Below are 22,726 nucleotides of genomic sequence, written 5' to 3'. Positions count from 1 at the left end.
AACATGCCAAATTTAGCACGAATTGCGGAGGCTGTGAAGATATGAGTACAGCACAAGTTATTAACTTTCCAAAGCAGACTCCGCAGCCACAACAAGAGGCTGGATCAATGTATAGCGATAAGTTTACCCAAGGCTATGTAATGTCTAGTCGCTTGTATCGTACAGAAGTATTTCCATTTCTGAGCGATGCTGCACGTAACGTCTATGCAGAGCTGGAAAACCGCATTAATGGGCATAACAAAGAGTCGGATTTTGTTAGCTACTCACAGTTGCAGGGTGGGGAATTAACAGGTTCGCGTAAATTAAGCTCTAGAACAGTAACTATTGCTGTTAAAGAGCTTCTTAAATTAGGCGTTATTACTGTTATCGCTACAGGTAAACAGGGAGTTAAAAAGTATCGAATCAATGATATTTCCTTGATAGACCACTTTACTAAGGAAAGCACTTTACAAAGTAAAGTAGTTGAGGAAAGCACTTTACCTAGTAAAGCAAACCACTTTACTAAGGAAAGTGAAACCACTTTACCTAGTAAAGACACAATAGATAATAAGAATATATTAGAAGATGATGATAATGCGCGCGAAGATTTTCAGCCTCAGCAAAACCGTCCGTTGAATTTTGTTGAGTATCATCCGAAAGACCGAACAGCAATTTCGTTCAAAGACCTTTGCAAAAAATATTCAGCGCAAATTGATTTTCAAGATCAAGCCAAAATCAATTTTCCAAATCACGCACCAGAACGCATTTTTGAAAATCTCAAAAAAATGGCGCAGTGGTCGCTGGATAAATCAAATCACACACCGCAAAAGTGGATGACCATCTGGTTAGACACGTTCATGAAAAACATGCCGAGCGACGCAGAACTTGCAGCACAGCAAGCACGCAAAGCCAAGGCAACACCAAAAACCAAACCGCAAAAGAAATATCACCGATACGGCCAAGCGCAGTATCAGCAGCCTGCTATGCGCGATGTAGGGGGTAATCATGAGTAACATCCAGCAGTACCAACAAGCCTTTGCAGTCGATTTTCCAGTTGAAATTGCAGATCAAATTTTGGGACACATGCAAGCACTGTACGGCGATCTGTTCGATAAAAAATACGGCGAAATTGATTCAGAACACCTGAAAATCACGGTTTGCCAAGTCCTAAATGGATTAAGTCCAGCCGATTTACAGCGCGGTATTCAGCGTATGAGCACTGAAAAATGGTGTCCGACACTGCCTGAGTTACGCAGCTGGTGTATCCACGATTCAGATTGGTGGACAGCCGAACAGGCTTGGGCTAAAGCATTGAATTTTATTGCTGATGATTCGCAAGCAATCACGACACTGGCAAAACGCTCACTGGACGAAGTGCAGCACGTTTTGAAAACCGAAGGGCAAAAAGCTGCTCACCGTGCGTTTGTGGATATTTACAACGATTACCAGAGCCGAGCAAAAAAATTAGGACGTGTGCAAGTCATGTGGGTAAAACCCAAAGCCATCGCAGCACCGCAGGAATTGAACGAAAAGGGTACGCCGTTGCCATCAGAACTGGCAGGCATGCGAGATCAGATTTTTAGACGCGCAGGGAGAGTGGCATGAATATCACGCTCACAGAAGTAAAAAATTCATTGCAGGCTTATGCACGTAGCAAGGGGCGTCCTGAATACACGCATTACGCCGTGAAAGCTGTGCATTTTGCTATTGCAAACGGTTTAGATCATCCGTTGAAAAGCCTTGTTTCAGTTAGTCCAAAGTCAATCACGGCGCAAGTTTCGGAATTAAAAAAGACAATTTTGTTTAGTGATGATGCTGAACGACTTGCACGGAACCGCATTGCGGCAGCTGAAACCATAGAGCTTGGAGAAAACACATTTATCGGTGAGTGCAAGCATCACGGTTTTGTGAAATTTACGGTTTATCGCAAGGCAGGTTATGTCTGCAACAAGTGCAAAAGGGAGTTAAAGGCATGAATGATTTAAAAACACTACGCGACAAGTTAAACGGCTCAATTCGCCACAACGAGGATGAGGCTGAACTACAGGCCCAATGGGACGCATTGCATCAAGCCATGGAAGATGAACAGGCGGCTGAAGAATTTGAACGGAGTTTTAATGAGTAATCTACGTTGGTCTGAAAATCAGCTAGAAGTTCATTTGAATAGGCATAAATTACGCAAGGATTTCGCCACAGCGCAATTTAAAACTGAAAATGATGCAAAGGTACAGGACGCACAGCAAAACGCAACACAAGCGATTACAGCGCAAAATAAAACACATCAAGAAAAAACAATTTTGGATTGTGAAATAGCGACGATTCCACCGAGTGTAAATCATTACTGGGTAGCTTCAGGAAAGCGCCGTTATTTGAGCGACAAAGCACGTGATTTTCATGATGTGGTCAGCATGTTGGTACCACGAATCAACACAGCAGCACGCTTAAAACTTGATGTGACGTTCCATTTTCCAAACCGCCTGCGTCGTGACATCGACAATTACCTAAAAGCGACCATCGACAGCTTGGTGAAGTGTGGGCTGTGTGTGGATGATGAGCAGTTTGATGAGCTGATTGTTAGACGTGGTGATGTGGTCAAAGGTGGATTAATAAAAATTAAAGTGCTGGAGATTTAGTAATGGAAAGTCTGGTGGATTTAGTAAGTTCAAGCACTGACCCTCGCGCGCGCGCGCGTTTTCAAAACCTTCAATTAAAAAAGAAGGTTAAAGAATTTCGTGTGGCGATACGTGGATATAAACGACCAGACTTCAACCGCATGATTTTAGACCTTTGCAAACTCGGCTGGACACACGAAAAGATTGCTTTTGTTTTGCCAGTTGCAAACGCCAGTACCGTGTCTGAATGGGCACGTGGCGGCAAACCTAATTACGAAAATGGAGAGGCATTTGTGATGCTATGGAAAACTGAAACAGGTATTGAGCGTGAACCACGTGAAGGTGAGTGGCAAACGTATAGATACACCGTAGGGCAGTTAGATATTTTTGAAGATGGCGGTTTGTGTGACCAAGTGATTAGTGAGTTGGATCGGGAGATTAAAGGGTAATGCCACCTGACTACACCCACATCGAAAAAGACGGCACACCATGGAAGAACATCAATAACGATTGGTATTTTTGGCGTGATGGCTGGGGATGGATTGCATATATTGGTCCCAAGCCTGCGAGTTTTTTTAATAAGTTCAGGTAAAAAACACCCAACAAACCGCCACACATTACCATCCAAATTGACCCTATTCGACAACCATTGAATAGGGCTTTTTTATGTCTACACGTCGCGCAACTCGAACACCAGGTGCAAAAGAACTTGAGCCAACAACACAAGAACAAGCAGATCAGGCATTGGAAGAAATTCTAAATGATGCATCTGAAGGTGCATTAGTACCCGCTGAACAATTTGATGCTGTAGCGCAAAAGCTTGCTGAAGCAGAAGCAAAAATCAAAGCGCTTGAGGCTCAATCAAAAGCAACAGCACAACCATTTCAATCACAAGCTACCGAAGTTAAACGCACTCAAAACGTATTGACTGAACACGGTTGGGATTCAGTGGAGGAATAATCATGGGTTCAAAACCAAAAGTTGTGCAGCAAGACCCTGAAGGTGATGCACGTCGTGCAGCTGAGAAAGCAACAGCAGAAGCGAATACTAAAAAAGCAATGCGTCGTACTGGAAGCTCAACAGGTAGCGCAATGAGTGTATTGGGCAGCCAAGATGGTGGTAAAAAGCTGACAGGTTTTTCTGGTGCATTTTCTACATTTTTAAATGACCAAAAATCAAAACTAGGCGGTGGCTAATGCAAAACGACGCTCGAAAATTCTGTGCTCGTCTTGGGCACTTAAAGGCTGCACGCTCACAGTATGAGTCGCATTGGTCTGAGTGCTACAAATACGGTGCACCAGAGCGTCAGCAATCTTTTTCAGGATCAGACGTAAAGGGTCAGCGTGAAAATGAACGTGCTGAACTTTACGATTCAACAGCTGCAGATTCTATTCAGATTCTCGTTTCAATGATTATGAATGGGGTAACACCTGCAAACGCTGTTTGGTTTAAAGCACAGCCTGATGGTATAGATGACTTGTCGGAAGTTACAGAAGGTGAACGCTGGCTAGAAGATGTGTGTCAATTCATGTGGCGCAATATTCACGGCGCAAACTTTGACAGTGAAAACTTTGACACGATCACGGACGTTGTGACTGCTGGGTGGGGTGTGATGTATGTTGATATTGACCGTGTGGCAGGTGGTGGATATGTCTTTGAATCATGGCCTATTGGTAGTTGTTTTATCGGATCGACACGCGCAGACGGCTTAATTGATACGATTTATCGTGAACATGAAATGACAGCCGAGGCGATGATTAACACGTATGGCGAAAAGAACTGCCATTACACAGTTGTTGATACCGCTAAGAGTTCACCAGATACAAAAATCAAGTTATTGCATGTGATTCAACCACGTAAGCAGGTCGGTGCAGGGCAGATCAATAAAGCCATGCCGTTTGCTTCATATCATATTGATCAGAGCAATCAGCACATGCTTAAAGAGTCGGGTTATCACGAATTCCCTTGTTCTATTCCACGTCTGCGAAAACTGCCAAATTCGGTCTATGGCAATGGTGAAATGACGCTTGCTCTGCCAGATGCAAAAATGGCTAACGAGCTTATGAAAAATACGGTTCGTTCTGCCGATCTACAAATTGGTGGCATGTGGATTGCTAAGGATGACGGGGTTTTAAATCCGCATACCGTGCGTATTGGTCCACGAAAAATTATTGTCGCAAATGATGTGGATTCAATTAAGCGCCTAGATGATGGTGTGAACTTTCAAATTTCAGAATATTTGATGCGTGATTTGCAGGGTGGTATTCGCAGAAAGCTTAAAGCAGACCAGTTGCCACCAATCGGCACCACGCAAATGACAGCGACAGAAATTAATACAAGAGTTGAGATGATTCGTCAGTTGCTTGGCCCGATGTATGGACGCCTACAAACCGAGTATTTAAAAGCAATTCTTGATCGCTGCTTTGGCCTAGCGTTGCGTGATGGTGCTTTAGGTCAGCCACCAGAAGAACTATGGGGTCGCAATCTTTCATTCAAGTTTATTTCACCATTGGCGCGCAGTCAGCGCATGGAAGAAGTTTTTGCGACAGAGCAATACATTTTGAGCTTATCTAGCATGGCGCAAGTGGATCAAACCATTTTAGACAATATTGATTTTGATGCAGTTGCAGCCGTAACAGGTACTGGCCGTGGTGTGCCGCAGTCAATTATGCGTACAGCAGAAGAAGTTCAGCAACTACGTGAATTGCGACAAAAGGCACAGGAAGAACAGGCTCAGGCACAACAAGAGCAAGCCATGATGGAAATGGCAGGCGGTGCAGTAGCTAAAGGCATTGAGAAACAGATTGGTGCCGAAACAGCAACAGGAGTGATGCAGTGATAATTGCTATAGCGATGATGCTTGTTTTTGGGCTTGTTCTTGCCGTCAGTTGGTGGTTTGAGCTTAAGAAAAACAAAGAGCTTGAGGTATGCAATAACGCATTAAGACAGGAAATTTTCAAGTTAAAACTTTCGAATTCTGCCGAACAAAAAGATGCAGTAACCGAGCAAGGCAATTTTGTGCGAACACGAAAACTACAGCGTGCCACACCAGAAACCTATCGAAATATGTTTGATATGGACCTAAACGGACAGCGCATCCTGGAGCACTTAACAAACGTATTTTGCAAAGATGCTTTCGTGTCAAACGACAAAGGCGGAGAGCGTGAAACATGCTATCGCCTTGGTCAGCAAAGTGTAATCAATTTCATCATTCTGAATATTAATCAAGCAAACAGCCCACTTTACAAGGAACAAGACAATGACTGATCAAACAAGCAATGAGCAAAGCCAACAACCAACTGAGCCAACGCCAAGCGTACTTAATACGCCGCCAGTAGAGCCAAATCCTACCGAACCAAACGAGCAGCCTGCGCCAACTGGTGCGCCTGAATCAATTGACGGTTATCAGGTCGAAGTGGAAAACTTTAATTTTGATGAGTTCAAAGCCATTCCTGAAAATCAGGAGTTTTTAGAGCGTGCGCGTGAAGCTGGGCTGGATAATAGTAGTCTGAATTTCTTGCTCAAGGAATATAACGAGTTGATTCCAGCACTCATGGAAAATAACGCCGTAATGGATAACGAAACCACAGTCAAAACCATGACTGAAGCATGGGGAGCTGAAGCAGAACAGAACTTCGGTTATGCGCAAGCGGTGGCAGGCAATCTGATTGCGAACGGTGTACTGACTGCGGAGGAAGTGAACGATCCGTCGTTTGGCAACAATCCGTTAGTTTTGAAGATGGCGGCCTATTTTGGTCAGCAGCTTAATGAAGATACACCCCCGTCTAACACTCAACAAAATGGTGCAACAGATATTCAATCATTAATGCAATCAGAAGCGTATTTGAACGAAAGCCACCCTGATCACAAGCGTGTTTATGGTCAAGTTCAGAACTTCTACCTAAAGCAATTTAAATAAGGGGTAATGTATGCCTATTGTGAATGAAAATAAAATCACGGCAGCCTTTGTTCAGCAGTTCCATGACAACTATGAGTTGGCATCACAGCAGAATGAATCGCGCTTGTTAAAAACAGTGGTCAATCGTGGAAAAATCGTGGGTGAATCATTCACCATTAACGATATGGGTCAAGTTGAAATGGCGGCTTCTGGTGCGCGTTTTGGTGATACAGCTTGGACGATTCCTGATGCTGGTACTCGTAGCGTCTTGATGAATGACTTTGATCTGTTCATTCCAATCGAATCGCGCGACATTCCAAAGCTGAAAGCACATCCAAACGATAAGTACATCAAGTTGCTGTATAACGCGAAAAACCGCAAAGTGGACGATATTATCTATCAGGCTGCAATCAGTACAATTAATCGCAAAAGTGTTGCGGATAATGGTACGGCAACAACCACGGCAACCGCATTGCCAGCAAGCCAGATCATCCTTTCAGGTTTTGGTACGCTGAAGCAAAAGATTGTTAAAGCAAAATCTATCTTCCGTAAAAACGAAGCCGATGAGCATAACGGTGAGCAGCTCTACATCCTTTACACATCGGACATGCTGTCAAGCATTTTAGGTGATACCACACTTACATCTGCCGACTTTATGGCTGGAAAAATGCTGCAGGATGGTGGTGTGGGTGGTAAATGGATGGGCTTCAACTGGATTCCATACGAAAAACTAAGCCAAGGTGCTGCGGTGGGTGAGCTTCGTACCGTTGCTTACTGTGGTTCTGCAATTCATTTCGGTGAAGCAGATATTACTGGCTTTGACATCACGACACGTGCGGACAAGAAAAACATCAAGCAGGTTGGTGGTGTGCATTCTCTTGCAGCTGGTCGTGCAAATGAGAAGAAAGTTGTTGCGATTGACTTTGTGGTCTAAACAACGTCTTGACCTAGCATCTTGGGCATGAGGTGCTAGGTTTTTTTACACTTTGAGGTTGAAATTTTATTGTGTAGTCCAATATTAAATTTCAAATTAAACAAAAGAGTAAAAGCAAAATGAGTTATGCGGAAATTCAACAGCGTTTACAAGAAGAACGTCAAATTTTAGCAATGCATCAAGAGAATTTAGATGCCTTAATAGAGCGTGGTCCCATACACTTCGTGAGCGAAGGCGCTCTACGTGAGATGCTTCTAAAAAATGAATCCGTAGTGGAAAAATACAATCTGGAATTTAATCGATTGATTTCAGAGATCAATTTATCTGGGCGGAAAATTACCAATCTTAATATTGAATTAAAAAACTTCATTCTTAACAATGGGAAACCATAGGTAATAACTGCTGATCACCCAACAAACCAAACCTTAAAAGCCCACAAGATCATAAAAACTTGAGGGCTTTTTTATGACCACAACAAAAGTATCCATCTGCAATGAGGCGCTAAATTTAATTGGTGCCAAGTCAATTTTATCCTTTGATGAAAATACAGAGAATGCACGCCGTTGCGCTTCAATTTATGACTCAACGCGCAAGGCTTTATTGCGCATGCATCCATGGTCGTTTGCAAAGAAGCGAGTTCAGTTGGCGCCAGTAACCACACATCCAACCTTTGGGTATCGACATTCATTCCCGTTACCAAAAGATTTTCTACGCATCATTAATGCCAATGTTGAAGATTATGAAGCAGAAGGTCGACACATCCTTGCTAATACCGATCTGATTAGTCTGCTGTATGTTTCTGATCAAGATAACGAAGAAATGTGGGATTCATTGTTTTGTGAATGCATGGTTTTTTATTTGGTGCATAAGTTAGCCAAGCCAATTACAGGCAGTCAAGCAGAGTCTGATAGCGCATGGACCAAGCTGCAAAACATGCTTAAGCAAGCACGTGCGATTAATGGGCAGGAACGCCCTGCACAAGACTTTGCAGCAGATTATGAGCCAGCACTGATGGGAGTACGTTACTAATGAAAACCGTACTTATTAAAAACAACTTTAGTGCGGGTGAGCTATCACCAACACTTTATACCCGCACTGATATTCAGCAGTACTCCAATGGCGCCAAGCGCCTTAAAAATGTAATTCCACTGGTTGAAGGTGGTGTGCGCAAACGACCAGGCACGTTAAGTTATGGTGAGCAATCAGGCGCTATTCGATTAATTCCGTTTATTGTGAATTCTAGTAATGCATTTTTGCTGATTCTTAAAAATGGCAGCATTGCCGTATATAACCCGCGCACAAAAGTAGTAGTGGCGACACTAGCTTCACCTTACACGGCAGCGCAAATCCCAAATATTCAATACGTGCAATACCGATTTGAGTTGTTTATTACGCATGGCGAAGTACCTGTGCAGCGTTTACGTTGTGATGAAGATTTTAGCAACTGGAATCTATCGGCTTTTGTTTTTACACACCCGCCAATTGACTCTGATAATGCGCGCTATCCATTTCGTAAGGGCACACCTTCTGGTAAGGATTTGGGTGCATTCATTACTTTCACACTTGATGCGGTATCAGCTTGGTCAAACTCAACCACATATCTTCTAGGTGATGTGGTGATTTATTCAAGCCGGTATTACCAAGCGGCACGTGACAACTCTGCTAAGCAGCCGAACACATCACCAGATGATTGGGTTGTTGTGCCGAATGCTAATGGTGCTGGCTTTACTGCTGATGATGTGGGGCGCTATATCGATGTAAATGGCGGATTGATCAAAATTACGAAGTTTAATAACGCAAATAGCGTCAGCGGTGAAGTGGTAAAAAAATTAGATGCAGTAATTAAGGCTATTGAGCGCTCTTGGGTGATTTTACCGCAGGCTTTTAACGCTACAGATGGCTATCCACGTTGCTGTACTTACTACAAGCAGCGACTTGTTTTGGCGAATACAAAAAAAGCGCCTAATAAAATTTGGTTTAGTGCGGTAGGTGCCAACGGCAATTATCTTGAAACCACAGAAGATGGGGATGCATTCAGCGTCGTATCGGCTTCAGGACTATCAAACAGTATTTTGTTTCTTGAAGCGCAGCGTGGCGTGATTTGCTTAACTTCAGGTGGTGAGTTCATGGTTGATTCCGATGGCGCATTATCTCCAACAACTGTGAATATCAATGAACATAGTGCTTATGGTGCATATTCTGAAACAAGACCTGAACGTGTCGGCAATGAGCTTTTATTTGTTCAGCGTGGTGGTGAGCGTATGCGTGCTTTGACCTATCGCTATGAGGTGGATGGACTTGTGTCACCTGAAATTAGTGCGCTTTCATCACATATTGGTGAGGAACATTTAGGAATTAATGAAATCTCATATCAACAGGAGCCAGAAAGCCTAGTCTGGTGCGTGCTGGGTGATGGGAAAGTTACATCAATTACATTCAATCGTGATCAGGAAGTATTGTCTTGGGCGCAGCATGACTTTGGTGGGGCGGTAAAAAGTATTTGCTCACTACCAACTCAATTGGGTTCTGATTCTGCTTTTATGCTTATTCAGCGCGCAGGGGAAGTTTATTTAGAAGAAATCACTTTTGCTGCTTATCTCGATAGCCAAAGCAACATAACACTTTCAAATACAACGGTTAGCAAGGCACAGTTTAGCCACCTAAACAATATCAGCGCATACATACTGGAAGATGGAACAGTCACTGAAATTGCATTTACTGATACGGGGTCTGCGCTTGAATTTGACTCTTATATGCAAGGTAAAAGCATTTGTATTGGTCAATTGTTTGAGTGTGTCACAGAGTTATTTCCACCTGAATTAAATCAAAACCCATTGTCTAGCATGATGCACAAGGCGAAGGTGGACCGCATTGCATTCTTTTTCAATAAAACGCTAGGTGCGGAAATTAATGGGCAGCTTATAGAAACCTTTACTTTTGAAGATAACTTGCTTGGCCCAAAACCACCGTACACAGGTTTTCACTTAGAAGAAGGCGGGCACTGGGCTGATCTACACAAAGTTCCATTAATCATTACACACAACAAACCGCTGCCTTTTCACATGCAAGCTGTAACCATGCAGCTATCTATCAATGAGAAATGATATGCAAGTTCGACCAGCAACACTAAAAGACATGCCTAGTCTGCTTGCCATGGCGCGGCAATTTATTCTTGAGGCTCCTAACTATTCAGGTCGCGAGCTTGATGAAAATGCTCTAAAAGAAAACCTTACAGCAGTAATTCAGGGGCAGGGCGCTATTTTTGTGACTGAGCATAAGGACGCTTTAACAGGTGGGATCGTCTGTCTGACAACAAAAGATTGGTTCAATAATCAGATTATTGCTTTTGAGCAGGTCTTTTATGTGGTCCCTGAATATCGTTCCACACAGTCAGCACTTTTATTGATTGATAGCTTTGTGGGTTGGTCAAAACACATGAATGCCAAGCGGGTGCAGTGTGGTACCACAACAGGTATTAGCACCGATGGGTGTGTTCGGCTTTATCGCCATTTTGGTTTTACAGAATATGGAATTCTCATGGATTTGGAGCTGTGAACATGAGTGAGATTATTTCACCAGATAACACGGAATTACTGTCTTGCATTCTAATGGATGTGAAAAATCGCTCATACATTGATGTGGTACGTGATGTGCAGCAGCAACTATCTAGCAGCCCAGATCAAATTGAAGTACCCATTCAACACCATTTTGCACCAGGTGTTTATATGCGGCAGATGGATGCGGCAGCAGGCACATTGGTGGTGAGCAAGATGCACCGAACCGAGCACATGAATATTTTATTGAAAGGTTCGCTTACAGTGGCTACTGAAAACGGAATTGAATTACTGAAAGCGCCATGCGTACTTAAATCTATGCCTGGTACAAAACGCATTGGTTATTTCCACGAGGATAGCAGCTGGATCACGATACACCCAACATCCGATACCGACCTTGAGAAGATTGAGCAGCAGGTGATTGTGCCTGACGATGAGATTGATCAGTTCCTTGCGTCACTTCCAAACCGATTAAAGGAGATCGAATAATGTCATGGGCAGCAGTGGCGGTTGTCACAACAGTAGCGTCAGCAGCGTATGCAGGATACACCAATTACCAAAGCAATAAGCACATGGAGAAACAAGCCGAAGCAGATGCAGCGGCTCAATTGGCACGTGGTCGCTTAGAAGCAGAACGCATCCGAAAAGAAAAGGAGAAAGCGCAGTCAAGAGCACGTGCAGCAGCTGCGGAAAATGGCCTTGATGTGAATGAAGGCACTTCAATTGTGATTAATGATCAGATTGAACAAGACGCCAATTATGATGCAAATATGGCTGAAATTACAGGATACAACAGCTCTCAGCGACTCAAGGCTGAGGCAAGCGTACATGCAAAAAATGCACAAACTGCAATCGTATCTGGTGCGCTAAATACAGCCAGTTCTGGTATGAATTCCTATGGCGCAACTAAGGGGTGGAAATAATGGCTAGAATCCCGATGGGCAATTTTGGTAATGCGATGCCAGAAGTAGATCGAATCCAAATGCCACAGCGCAACACAGGACAATTGGCGCAGGCTGTAAAAAATCTTGGTGATTCTCTTTACGCAAGAGCTGAACAAAAAGACAAGCAACTGCAGGAACAAGAGGTATCCGCTAAACGCCTTGAGCTGTATCACAATGCTTTAGATGAGCAAGAGGCTAAAGTTAAGCTTGATGATGTAATGACTACTGAGATGTCAGAACAAGTCACCTTGCTTAAAAACGATGTGTCTAACGGTGCCATGACTGCAGATGCAGCCAGTCAGACTTTTAAAAAATGGTCAGACGAGCGCTATAAGCAGCTTGAAAACGATATGCCGATGCATGCACGGCAAAACCTTAAAAACTATTGGGATGCCAATTCAACCAAACAGACACCAGGCTTTTTACCATTGCAGCTTCGTGCAGACGTTCAGAAGGGCGTGGTGCTAGCTGATCGTATAACCGATATTGCGACACGTTATGAGCGTAAACAAGGCCGTGAATATCTTGAAACAAGCCTTGCAAGTTTAAACTTGCCCGAAGCAGATAAGCAGGCGCGTTTATACAACTATGAAACCACACGTGATGTTTTGGATATTGATGGGCGTATATCTGCAGCGGTTGAGGGTAATAATATAGCCGATCTACAGACACTGGTATCTGATTTAGACAACGGCAAGTATGGCTACATTGACGGCCCAACAGCACAGCAAAAAAAGAACATGGCATTAAGCCGCATTGATGCGCTGAATAAACAAGCCGAAGTGCAGGAAAACAAGCGGGTACAGGTCGCAGGCAAACTATTTAACGATTTTAAAACTCAAGTCATGACTGGTCGTGCATTAGATGATGACTATGTAAATAACGTGGGTGAGTCTGTCAAAGGCACAGAACATGAAGGTGAATATCAGTTTTATAAGCAGCAGTCTTTGAACTTTGGGCGTTTTAGTAAACTCAGCACAAGTGAGCAATTAAAGTTAATTAACGAACAAAAAGCCAAAGCCAAAAACAGCAAGTCAGCAGACCCAGCGTCGGAAGAAAAGATTTTAGGCGTGTATGAATCTATCTATGCTGAAAAGCTTAAAACGGGACAAAACAACCCAAATCAGTTGGTGGCTGAGGCGGGGATTCAGGTCAATACAATTGAACCTGCAGAATTGAAAACCAACCCTAAAGGCGCAGCACAAAAGATTGTAGATAACGCTACAAGTCAATTGGCGCTAAAAGATAACAATATCAAGCTTGCACCTATTTCACAGGAAGATTTACCAAACGCGAAAAAGGCTTTTGATGCCATGTCGGTGAATGACAAGCTGAATTTTATTGGTGGCTTAATTTCAGAATCTAAAGGTGTTCAAAGTGGCAATGCAATTTGGGGTGCAACTTTAGGGCAGCTTGGCGGTGGTGACTTGTCGTACATCATGGCAGGTGTGGCGCGTATGAATAATTTTAAGTCTACCCAAGGTGAGGATGTTGCGACTGCAATTATTAGCGGCACACAGGCGCTTAAAAACAAGCAATTGATTATGCCAAAGGATGACATCCTAAAACAAAAGTTTAGTGAATATGTTGGAAATTCTGCCTCGGGCAACACAGCAAATATGAGTTTTGCAGCGTTTAAGTCTATCTATGCACACTTAACTGAGCGTAACAGCTATCGGCATAAAGACAAAGATGATTTTGATGAAGGGATGATAAATACAGCATTAAGTATGGCTACTGGTGGCGTGTACGACCAAGGCAATTTTAAAAACACGGTGGGCGGGAAGATTAAAGATTGGAAAGTATCTAAGCCGTATGGCATGGATGACACTTTGTTTGAAGGGCATTTAGCCAAAGGCTATGCACAAATTGCCAAACAAACAGGTTTATCTGTATCTGATCTTGAATCTTTGCGCTTGCGCCGTTCAGATCGTCGCTCACCTAAAGGTGAAATTCAATACGACCTAATCAATGAGCGTGGTAATCCGCTACAAGTTGGTGGCGTTGTGTGGCGAATCAATATTGAGGGGGCGACCAAGTAATGAGTAACTGGTTATCTGAGTTTTCAGGCGAAGAACAGCGCCAAGTTGATGAGCTAAACAAACAAGGCATCACAGGCAAGCCGACACAGAAAAAAGAAGTAGGTTTATTTGATGGTGCTGCATCTTCACCATTTCGCGGTGCAGGTGCAGGCTTTGCTAAGGTTGCTGATACGATTGCCACGCCAATTGATGCATTGTCTGACCGCCTTGCCTACACCTTTCAAGATGTGCATACCGATGAATTTTTAGAGCCATATTCTGCATACAAGGAACGCCAAAATAAAAAGCGTGATGACTTGGTTTATGGTGGTATTGAAGCCTTAGAAGATAAGGAAAACACAGGCTTAGTCGGGAATATTGGTTTTAGTCTTGGTGACTATGCGACACGTGCGGTAACAGGTAGCGCGGTTGGTGGTGTACCAGGTGCAATTGCTGCAACAGGATTATCTGAAACTGATTATGTTTATGGTGATTTGACGCGACAAGGCGTGGATGAAGCCACAGCCGCCAAAGTTGCTGTAACAGATGGCGCTATTGCTGCGGTATCGACAGCATTGCCTATGTCATACGGCTTCAAAGGTACAGGTGGCATCATTAAGGACGGTTTGCTATCGGTTGGCGGTGCAACAGCATTGTCGCAAGGTGGGCAGGCTGTAAGTGGTGCAATTTTAGATTCTGCAGGATATGAAAAGCAGGCCAAAAAATACGAAGTCACAGCCGAATCAGTCACAACCGATGTTTTACTGAATACTTTGTTTTTTGGGGCAGCACGTGGGGCAAGCCGTTATTTAAATGCAGATGCCACACCTGAACAGATTGAAGCACGTACTACTCAGCAGCAAGCCGCATTGGTGCTAAATGAAGCAGAATTTGACGATGCTACAATTCCAGTCACACCATCTAATCCAATTCAGCATAATAACCATTTGGTGAATATGCGCGAAGCAACCGAGTCAATAAAAGCAGGTCGGCCTGTTAAAATTAACCGTGCCGTTGAGGGTGAAGAAAAGCAGAAGCCAGTCAACTACAGCACTATGGCGATTCCGACCAATGCCAAAACCATTGCACATAAGGCACAGCAGGCAGGCATTAATCCATCGGTGGCATTAACCATTGCACACATTGAAACAGCGGGTACTTTTGACCATACAGCCAAGAATCCAACATCTACAGCACACGGTTTATTCCAAGTTTTAGATAAGACTTGGAAGCAGCAAGGCGGTGGTGATCGAAATAATATTGATGAACAAATTCGCATGGGTTTTAAGCACATGCAGAATGCAGAGAAGTACATCAAGAAACAGATTGGACGTGATCTGCAACCACATGAGCATTATTTAGGGCATTTGCTTGGGCCAGCTGGCGCAGTCAATGTTTTAAAAGCTGACCCAAATACACCGCTCATTGATATTGTGCGCAAGTATGACCCTAAAAATGCCAACGATATTGTGAAAAATAACGGCATGTCTGGTCTAACCGCAGGGCAAGCGATTCAAAAGTGGCAGCAAAAATGGAACACTTTAAGCGCGCGTTATGGTGGCGGTGGTACAAGTACGGTAATGGGTTTAGATGGCTCATCGTATGATGTTGCTTTTGAAGTCAAATCACTTGGCGAGCTGATTGCATCCAACGACCTTGCGTATGGTGTGAATCCGCTTTATCCAGCAGAACTGCAGCCACGTGATCGTACTCGTGAAGCATCACGCCAGCAGATTGAAAACATGGCCAATGATTTACGTCCTGAATGGCTAGGTGAGTCGCCCAAGCTTTCCGATGGTGCGCCTATTGTGGGCATGGACAACGTAGTGGAATCAGGCAACGGACGTACTCTAGCTATAGGCAAAGCATACGAAAGCGGCAGAGCAGATGCCTATCAACAATTTGTGGCTGACTTTGCAGCATCACGCGGCATGGATATTTCAGGCATAGATCGTCCAGTTTTAGTGCGTACACGCTTGACTGATACTGACCGTGTACAATTCACACAATTAGCCAATCAAACCGATGTGGCGCAATTCAGCGCAACTGAGCGTGCCAAAACCGATGCAGACCGTTTGCCCGATACATCACTAATAAGACTTAATGTAGATGGCAATATCAATCTTGAGCAAAGCATGGATTTTGTGCGTAGCTTTGTTAGCCAACTACCGAAGTCTGAACAGGCTTCTGTCATTACTGGTGATGGGCGCTTATCACAAGATGGTAAACGCCGTATTGAATCAGCCATTGCCCAACGTGCCTACAATGATTCAGGCTTAATTGCCCGATTATCTGAAAACTTGGACGATGACAGCAAAACGGTACTGAGTGCATTGTTGCGTGCTGCACCGCAATTAGCACAGCTGAATGACTTAGTGAAGCAAGGTGGACGGCACAGCAACACCTTAGCCGATGATTTAGCACAGGCAGCGCAAAAGCTCAGTGACTTAAAAGCCAATGGTCAAACTGTGCCTGATTATCTCAACCAAGGTCAGCTGATCGAGGATGGTTTAAGTGATGGTGCAAAGCAGTTTTTAAACGTATTTGATAGCAATAAACGTAGTGCTAAAGCTATTTCAGACAATATTCAGTCTGAAATTGATCGCATCGAGGGGATGGGCGACCCACGACAAGGTTCGTTATTTGGGGATAGCCCAGAAGAACAGGCGGCATTAGATGTTATTTTGCAAAACCCTGATCAGGAGATTTCGGTTAGCCGCATGCGACCAGATGGGGAAATGGAAGAAATCACTATGACCTTGCGTGAACGATTGGATGAACTGGAAGCCGAAGCACGTCAGGCACAAGAAGATACTTTGGCGACTCAAGCAGCCATTAGTTGTGCTTTACAGTTTGGAGAGTAATCTGCTTATATGATGTGATTTTATAATAATAGGTTGTGATTATGTTGACTGTTATTTTTGTTGTGTCCTTAATACTTGTTTTTTGGGTTACTAAGCTGAATGCAGAAGTAAAAGAACTAAGGAGTATCAATCAGTATAATTTTGAAGTTTATCAAAAAAAGTTTGCTGATATTGAAGATGCTTTTCGTTTTGAGAAAGAGCAATATGATCATCTTCTTGAGCGCATACATGACCTGGAAAAAGAACAGAATAAACATATTAATTAATCCATTACCCAACAAACCAAACCCTAATGAATGCTCAGATGATGAAAATTATCTGAGCATTTTTATTATGAAAGACCAATGCAAGGCTGCCGTAGCCAAAGCACTCGGCAAAGCATCATTAAATCAACAAGAAGCACAGCAAATTGAACAGCGCATCAAAGATGCAATGAAAGCATTAGCAAAGCAGGATATTCAGAACTGGCGTAATTTATCCGATGCCGACAAGCTCACCAAAGCAGGCGAGTTTGTGGCGCAAGATATTCAGGCGCAGTTAAAACGAAAGCATAAGATTGCTGCGCAAGATATTCTCACCCAAAACAAAAACCTTGCCTTACTAGATCATCCAACATTATCGGCTAGTGAAGTTGTAGACCGTATGGTGGCACCGCATGGCGATATGTCAGGCATCCAGTCTATTGATTCTAAAGCACGCGCGATTGCGTCTATTTACCGCGGTGAAATGGTGGACTTTTACACCAACATAAAAGGTGGTTTAGGTGTATTTACCGATGCTGATTTGGTTCAAAAAATTGTCCGTGAGCGATTCAATGATAGTACAGGCGACCCGTTGGCTAAGCAGATCAGTGACAAAATGGGAGAAGTCTTTGAAAACATGCGCGAACGCTTTAATCGCTCAGGTGGTGATATTGGCAAGTTGGATGATTGGGGATTGCCGCAGACGCATAGCCTAGAAAAGATTGTATTAGCTGGCAAACAAGCATGGGTACAGAAAGCAGAAGGCTTAATTGATACTTCAAAGTATGTGCATGAGGATGGCACATTTTATTCACAGCAAGAAATCCGTGAATTACTAGAATACTCATACGACACATTGAGCAGCAACGGTGCCAATAAAACCGAAATTGGCCGTCAATCTTTTGGCGGTAATTCAAAAGTCACATCGCGCCACAGTGAAAGCCGCGTGCTTCATTTCAAGGATGCTGAATCATGGATGGAATATCAGTCTGAATTTGGCGGTATGCCGTTTGTAGACTTGGTGGAAGCGCATATTAACGGCTTGTCTAAAGATATTGCATTGGTTGAAAATCTTGGCAGCAGTCCTAGAAATTCCATGCGCATTTTGATGGATGCAGCAGAGCAAAAGGACTGGCAAAAGGGATTGGATGCAGACACCACAGCCAAATCACGCAAACGCGCACAAACCATGTTTGATGAGTTCACTGGTCAGAATACACCGCAATCCGAAGTGTTAGCTAATCTTGGTCTTGCATACCGATCTATGAACGTGGCATCTATGTTGGGTGGCACCACATTATCATCCGTTACCGATCAGGCCATGATTGCCAAAACTGCATCAGTGCATGGTATTGCTTTCCGCAAAACCTTTGGTGAATTGCTCACGCAGTTAAATCCAAAAAATAAAGAAGATCGGGAGTTGGCGCACAGCTTAGGTTTAGCCACCGAGGAAATGTTAGGCAGTATTGCGCGTTGGTCAGATGATGGATTGACTTCCGTGCATGGCAAGTCACAGAAGTTGGCGCGTGTATCCAGTGGTATTGCATCCCAAGTCATGCGAGTTTCAGGGCTGAATGCGCTCACTGCAGCCTCAAAAGTTGGCTTCTCTAAAATGCTCATGGAAAAGTACGGACGTTTAAGCCGTAGCAAGGCATGGGCTGATTTAGATGCTACAGATCGAGAGTTGATGGAGAAAACAGGGCTGTCTGAACGTGCTTGGGAAGTCATGCGTTTAGCTGATCCAGTTGTGGACCGTAAGGGTAATCAGTTGATGTCGGCACGTTCTATCTACCAAATTCCAGACGACAAGCTTTTAACTGCAATGGATAAGGATGTTAATCAACTGGTAAATGGTATTAATGACCAGATCAAAGAACTGAATGATCGAAATGCGTTAGATGATCAGCGTATTTTGAATCGTGAGCAAAAGCTAGATGATGTTAAGCGTAGTCTTTCACAGCGCCTGCTTGATTATGCAAACAGGAAAGATGCCCAAGCTCAAGCTGAAAAGCAGGCATTGCAGGATCGAATGGATCTGCTTGATGCACAGAAAGAGGCTGCAGCAGCTCAAGCTGATATGAATGCTTATATCCGTACAATTGAAAATCAGGAAGATCTGAAAGGTTTTATTGATGGCATTACGCAAGGCAAGACCATTGATAACCTGACAGACAAGGCAAAAAAACTAGGACGCACACTAGAGAGCCTAAACAATAGAGTTGAGCTAAAAACCACTAAATTGAATGAAAAGATCAAAGGTTTTGAAAAAGAGATTCAAGGTAAGTTTTCAGACTTCAATGACCTTTTAGGTAAGCGCCAGAAGTTTTCTAAAGAAAAATTGGCAGCGTATGAAAATAATTTATCAGAGCGTTTGAATCGGTATGCAACGCGCCGCGATGTAAAAGCACAGCGTGAATTTGAAGCACTAAACGAATTAAAAGAATTAGTGAGCTTGAAACAACAACAGCTTGAGACTGATTTTGAAATCAAAAAAGCAGTTGAACAGACGAGAATTAAAGGCAAGACTGATAAAAAAATTAATTCATCTGTCGCTCGGAACACTCGCATAAACTATAAAAGCGGTGAGGATCTAGGCCGTCGTTTGGGTAATGCTGAAAGAAGAATGGCAGAGATGCGCGCAAAAATGCGCGCAGCTGATAGTAGTGCAAATAAGTCTATTAATCAGAAGTTCAAGGATTTAGATAAACGCGTAAATGCCTTAGATGATGAGTTTATTGAATATCAGGCGAAAGTGGCAGAGCGTCAAACTAAGCGGCAGCACGTTATGGATAAGCTTGCAAACAGCATTGATGGGGAGAAAAAATTATTAGCACAAAAAATCCGTGACGAAGTTGCAAGTCAATTCCAAGCGCATTTACTGGATGAACAAGGCATGGCGGTGGTTGAAGCTGGCTTGCGTGAGCGTACATGGATGAGCGCAGGACAGAAAAAAGGCACAGGCATGGGTGAGATTATGAAATCCATGCTGCAATTTAAGTCTTTCCCTGCAGCGTTTTTAATGCGTCATGGTTCACGTGCAATGGCACAGGACGGTGTAAAGGGTAAAGCAGCTTATGGCATTTCACTATTTGCTATGACGACGCTACTTGGTGCTTTGGTGGTTCAGCTTAAAGAGCTTGCTAACGGTAACGATCCGCAAACCATGTGGGATAGTGACGACCCACAAAAGACAATGAATTTTCTTACACGCTCAGCCATTCAAGGCGGGGGTTTATCTATCCTTGGTGATATTCTTGTTGCTGGTACAGACACATCGGGGCGTAGTGCTACAGACTTTATGGTTGGCCCATTCGGTTCGGATGCTAAAGCTGTGCTCGGCTTAACTGTTGGTAACTTTACTCAATATTACGAAGATAAAGACACCAATGCAGCCAATGAAGCATTTCGCTTGGTAAAAGGTAAGATTCCAGCGCAAAACCTTTGGTACACCAAGGCTGCAACTAATCGCATGATTTTTGATGAAATGCAGGATATTATTGCACCAGGGTATCGTGAAAAATTATTACGCAAAGCTGAACGTGAGCATGATCGTACACGTTGGCTTGGTGATGATTGGGGTGATATTCAAATGCCAGATTTTGAAAAGATGATTCAGTAATACTTTACCCAACAAACCACAATTTTATCCCCCGTATATATGGCTTATATGCGGGGGATTTTTTATGTCGGATGTAAAGAAATTGCGTTTTTTAAAGCCTGAAACAGTAGAGAAATTAAAACTCTGTATGGAAATGGCAGGGTCAGACGCAGTTGATCTAATGACTGAAGCTTATGGTCAGGATGTTTTCGACAAGGCTGGTCGTGGCGATAAGGTCTGGTTATACAAAGGAGCAAAAGAAGCACTAACCTGCATGGAGAAACTAAACCGAGTCTTGCTTGATGATGAATTGTCAGCTGGTGACGGAAGTGATCGGAAGGTATCACCAGAGGCACAGGCAGAGGCCATTCTGGAAAGTGTGACTAAGAAACTGGAAGAACGCAAACAGCGTCCGAGCTAATACATGATCAAGGTCAGCTTTGCTGCTTTCTTTCTAGTCTATGCCGAGGCAATGGGCTGGGATGTGCCTGATTTTCATTTAGACGTCTGCGATTTTTTAGAGGACTACGGCACACTTGGGCTTTTAATGATGCCACGTGGTCACGGTAAATCTACGATTCTAGATATCTATAATGCATGGAAGTTATTCACTGATCGCAATCGATTGATTCTGCACCAAGGCGCAACCGATGGGGATGCTTCAAAGTGTAGCCGCGGTACTCAACAAGTCATTGAAAAACATCCATTGTGTCAATTGTTTGGCATATTTAAAGAACGTGGTGAGTTGCAAAAATGGTGGGTAACTGGATCGGAAGATGTGAGGCACGGCTCACTGCATGCGCGTGGAGTATTATCCAACGTGACTGGTGCGCGTGCGCATGAGATTCAAAACGATGATGTGGAAATGCCAGCCAACATCGGCACACCTGAAGCACGTGAAAAGCTGCGCTATCGTCTATCTGAGCAGACGCACATTCTTATACCAGGTGGACAAAAGCTATTTGTCGGCACACCGCATACCCATGATTCACTTTATACACAAGTGCAAAAGCAGGGTGCAAAATGCATGATTCTTAAAATGTTTGAAAAAGAAAAACGTTTTGAAAATACAGTGGAATGTATCGTTGATTTCAAGCCTGTGTACATATTCAGCGGCATTAGTAGCACAGCTAGACTATTAAAAGAAAAAGAAGATTATCTGGTTAGATCGAATGGTAATACTTGGACGATCATTTTCACTGAAAGCCATTACCTGATTGATGTCTATAGTGAATCACTATGGCCTGAACGTTTTACACCGCAAGTCATGGGAGAACGCCGCAGAGAGTGCCGAACATTAAACGAATGGGATTCACAGTACCAGATGCATGCCAAGCCTATTGGCGAAGTGCGCCTTGATCCCGACAAGATGATTCCTTATGACTGTGAGCCTGAATTAAAACGCGCTAATGGCCAATACATTATGATGCTGGGTGAGCGTCAAATTGTTGGTATTACGATGCGCTGGGACCCATCAAGCGGAAAACTTAAATCTGATATTTCATCGGTGGCATTGGTGCTGCATGATGACTTTGGTAATAAGTATTGGCATAGATCGGTAGCATTGACTGGTGATGTGGTCACACATGATCAGCATGGCAATATTGTTGGTGGTCAGGTATGGCAGCTGTGCGACCTGATTGATCAGTTTAATGTGCCGAGCCTAACGATAGAGACCAATGGCATTGGTAACTTTGCACCAGCAGCCTTAAAGGGCGCATTGAAAGCACGTCGCATGCGTTGTGGTGTAAAAGAACAGCACAGTACAGGTGCTAAAAATAAACGCATTCTAGAAGCATTGGAAGGGCCGTTAATGTCAGGTTTACTGTGGGTGCATACGTCTGTCATTGATACACCAGAAGAAGGCGAAAATAGCTCAAGACAATATAAAAATATGCGCATGTTCAACCCTGCAATCACAGAACAACCAGACGATGATCTTGATTCTTTAGCAGGTGCAATTACTGATTCACCTGAACGCGTAGGCAAAATACACAGACAAAATGAATCGAATGAAAGACCTAATTGGAGAACAAACGGTGGCGTGATTGAGGCCGCCTTAGACTTTGAGAATTAGGGG

24 protein-coding genes are annotated in these 22,726 nt (G+C 43.5%); all 24 read left to right on the top strand.

Translation table 11 applies throughout. The features are described 5' to 3' along the window. Positions 1–41: 41 nt before the first annotated feature. Positions 42–992 carry a hypothetical protein gene (locus tag C3Y93_RS04840; protein WP_104852252.1) on the top strand — a complete coding sequence of 317 codons (951 nt, stop codon included), beginning with the start codon at positions 42–44 and terminating at the stop codon, positions 990–992. Further along, complete coding sequence (locus C3Y93_RS04835) at positions 985–1,584, top strand: restriction endonuclease (RefSeq protein WP_104852251.1); 600 nt, start codon at positions 985–987, stop codon at positions 1,582–1,584. The genes C3Y93_RS04840 and C3Y93_RS04835 overlap by 8 nt, the downstream gene beginning before the upstream one ends. Then, entirely contained in the window at positions 1,581–1,955 is a 375-nt protein-coding gene (locus tag C3Y93_RS04830) for a hypothetical protein (protein ID WP_104852250.1), read from the top strand. Before C3Y93_RS04835 ends, C3Y93_RS04830 begins: the two co-directional genes overlap by 4 nt. After that, a complete protein-coding gene (locus tag C3Y93_RS14270; RefSeq protein ID WP_158660389.1) occupies positions 1,952–2,104 on the top strand; it encodes a hypothetical protein in 153 nt (50 codons plus the stop codon). Before C3Y93_RS04830 ends, C3Y93_RS14270 begins: the two co-directional genes overlap by 4 nt. Beyond that, positions 2,097–2,612: a RusA family crossover junction endodeoxyribonuclease gene (locus C3Y93_RS04825; protein WP_104852249.1), complete on the top strand. Its 516-nt coding sequence runs from the start codon at positions 2,097–2,099 to the stop codon at positions 2,610–2,612. The genes C3Y93_RS14270 and C3Y93_RS04825 overlap by 8 nt, the downstream gene beginning before the upstream one ends. 2 nt (positions 2,613–2,614) lie before the next feature. After that, entirely contained in the window at positions 2,615–3,040 is a 426-nt protein-coding gene (locus tag C3Y93_RS04820) for a hypothetical protein (protein WP_104852248.1), read from the top strand. 217 nt (positions 3,041–3,257) lie between these two features. After that, positions 3,258–3,551, top strand: coding sequence for a hypothetical protein (locus tag C3Y93_RS04815; protein WP_104852247.1), 294 nt, complete (start codon positions 3,258–3,260; stop codon positions 3,549–3,551). A gap of 2 nt (positions 3,552–3,553) precedes the next feature. Beyond that, positions 3,554–3,787: a hypothetical protein gene (locus C3Y93_RS04810; RefSeq protein ID WP_104852246.1), complete on the top strand. Its 234-nt coding sequence runs from the start codon at positions 3,554–3,556 to the stop codon at positions 3,785–3,787. Beyond that, positions 3,787–5,430, top strand: a complete 1,644-nt coding sequence (locus C3Y93_RS04805; RefSeq protein ID WP_104852245.1) for a portal protein — start codon at positions 3,787–3,789, stop codon at positions 5,428–5,430. The genes C3Y93_RS04810 and C3Y93_RS04805 overlap by 1 nt, the downstream gene beginning before the upstream one ends. Continuing rightward, positions 5,427–5,858: a hypothetical protein gene (locus tag C3Y93_RS04800; RefSeq protein WP_104852244.1), complete on the top strand. Its 432-nt coding sequence runs from the start codon at positions 5,427–5,429 to the stop codon at positions 5,856–5,858. The genes C3Y93_RS04805 and C3Y93_RS04800 overlap by 4 nt, the downstream gene beginning before the upstream one ends. After that, positions 5,851–6,510, top strand: a complete 660-nt coding sequence (locus C3Y93_RS04795) for a hypothetical protein (RefSeq protein ID WP_104852243.1) — start codon at positions 5,851–5,853, stop codon at positions 6,508–6,510. The genes C3Y93_RS04800 and C3Y93_RS04795 overlap by 8 nt, the downstream gene beginning before the upstream one ends. 16 nt (positions 6,511–6,526) lie before the next feature. Continuing rightward, positions 6,527–7,423, top strand: a complete 897-nt coding sequence (locus C3Y93_RS04790) for a phage capsid protein (RefSeq protein WP_104853244.1) — start codon at positions 6,527–6,529, stop codon at positions 7,421–7,423. A 119-nt stretch (positions 7,424–7,542) separates the two neighbouring features. Then, on the top strand, positions 7,543–7,815 hold the full coding sequence (locus C3Y93_RS04785) for a hypothetical protein (protein WP_104852242.1): 273 nt from the start codon (positions 7,543–7,545) through the stop codon (positions 7,813–7,815). A 73-nt stretch (positions 7,816–7,888) separates the two neighbouring features. Next, on the top strand, positions 7,889–8,452 hold the full coding sequence (locus tag C3Y93_RS04780; protein WP_104852241.1) for a hypothetical protein: 564 nt from the start codon (positions 7,889–7,891) through the stop codon (positions 8,450–8,452). Continuing rightward, entirely contained in the window at positions 8,452–10,527 is a 2,076-nt protein-coding gene (locus C3Y93_RS04775) for a carbohydrate-binding protein (RefSeq protein WP_104852240.1), read from the top strand. Before C3Y93_RS04780 ends, C3Y93_RS04775 begins: the two co-directional genes overlap by 1 nt. 1 nt (position 10,528) lies before the next feature. After that, positions 10,529–10,978, top strand: a complete 450-nt coding sequence (locus C3Y93_RS04770; protein WP_104852239.1) for a GNAT family N-acetyltransferase — start codon at positions 10,529–10,531, stop codon at positions 10,976–10,978. A gap of 2 nt (positions 10,979–10,980) precedes the next feature. Further along, positions 10,981–11,466, top strand: coding sequence for a hypothetical protein (locus C3Y93_RS04765; protein WP_104852238.1), 486 nt, complete (start codon positions 10,981–10,983; stop codon positions 11,464–11,466). Beyond that, a complete protein-coding gene (locus C3Y93_RS04760) occupies positions 11,466–11,900 on the top strand; it encodes a hypothetical protein (RefSeq protein ID WP_104852237.1) in 435 nt (144 codons plus the stop codon). The genes C3Y93_RS04765 and C3Y93_RS04760 overlap by 1 nt, the downstream gene beginning before the upstream one ends. Continuing rightward, complete coding sequence (locus C3Y93_RS04755) at positions 11,900–13,963, top strand: methyl-coenzyme M reductase (protein WP_104852236.1); 2,064 nt, start codon at positions 11,900–11,902, stop codon at positions 13,961–13,963. The genes C3Y93_RS04760 and C3Y93_RS04755 overlap by 1 nt, the downstream gene beginning before the upstream one ends. After that, positions 13,963–16,806, top strand: a complete 2,844-nt coding sequence (locus C3Y93_RS04750; RefSeq protein WP_104852235.1) for a transglycosylase — start codon at positions 13,963–13,965, stop codon at positions 16,804–16,806. Before C3Y93_RS04755 ends, C3Y93_RS04750 begins: the two co-directional genes overlap by 1 nt. A gap of 41 nt (positions 16,807–16,847) precedes the next feature. Next, entirely contained in the window at positions 16,848–17,072 is a 225-nt protein-coding gene (locus tag C3Y93_RS04745) for a hypothetical protein (protein ID WP_104852234.1), read from the top strand. A gap of 67 nt (positions 17,073–17,139) precedes the next feature. Then, entirely contained in the window at positions 17,140–20,667 is a 3,528-nt protein-coding gene (locus tag C3Y93_RS04740) for a hypothetical protein (RefSeq protein WP_104852233.1), read from the top strand. A gap of 64 nt (positions 20,668–20,731) precedes the next feature. Continuing rightward, positions 20,732–21,067: a hypothetical protein gene (locus C3Y93_RS04735; protein ID WP_104852232.1), complete on the top strand. Its 336-nt coding sequence runs from the start codon at positions 20,732–20,734 to the stop codon at positions 21,065–21,067. A 3-nt stretch (positions 21,068–21,070) separates the two neighbouring features. Then, entirely contained in the window at positions 21,071–22,723 is a 1,653-nt protein-coding gene (gene terL / locus C3Y93_RS04730) for a phage terminase large subunit (protein ID WP_104852231.1), read from the top strand. Positions 22,724–22,726 lie beyond the last annotated feature (3 nt).

It is taken from the genome of Acinetobacter sp. SWBY1 (assembly GCF_002946595.1).
GTDB lineage: Bacteria > Pseudomonadota > Gammaproteobacteria > Pseudomonadales > Moraxellaceae > Acinetobacter > Acinetobacter towneri.
This window is presented reverse-complemented; position numbering and strand designations above follow the sequence as displayed.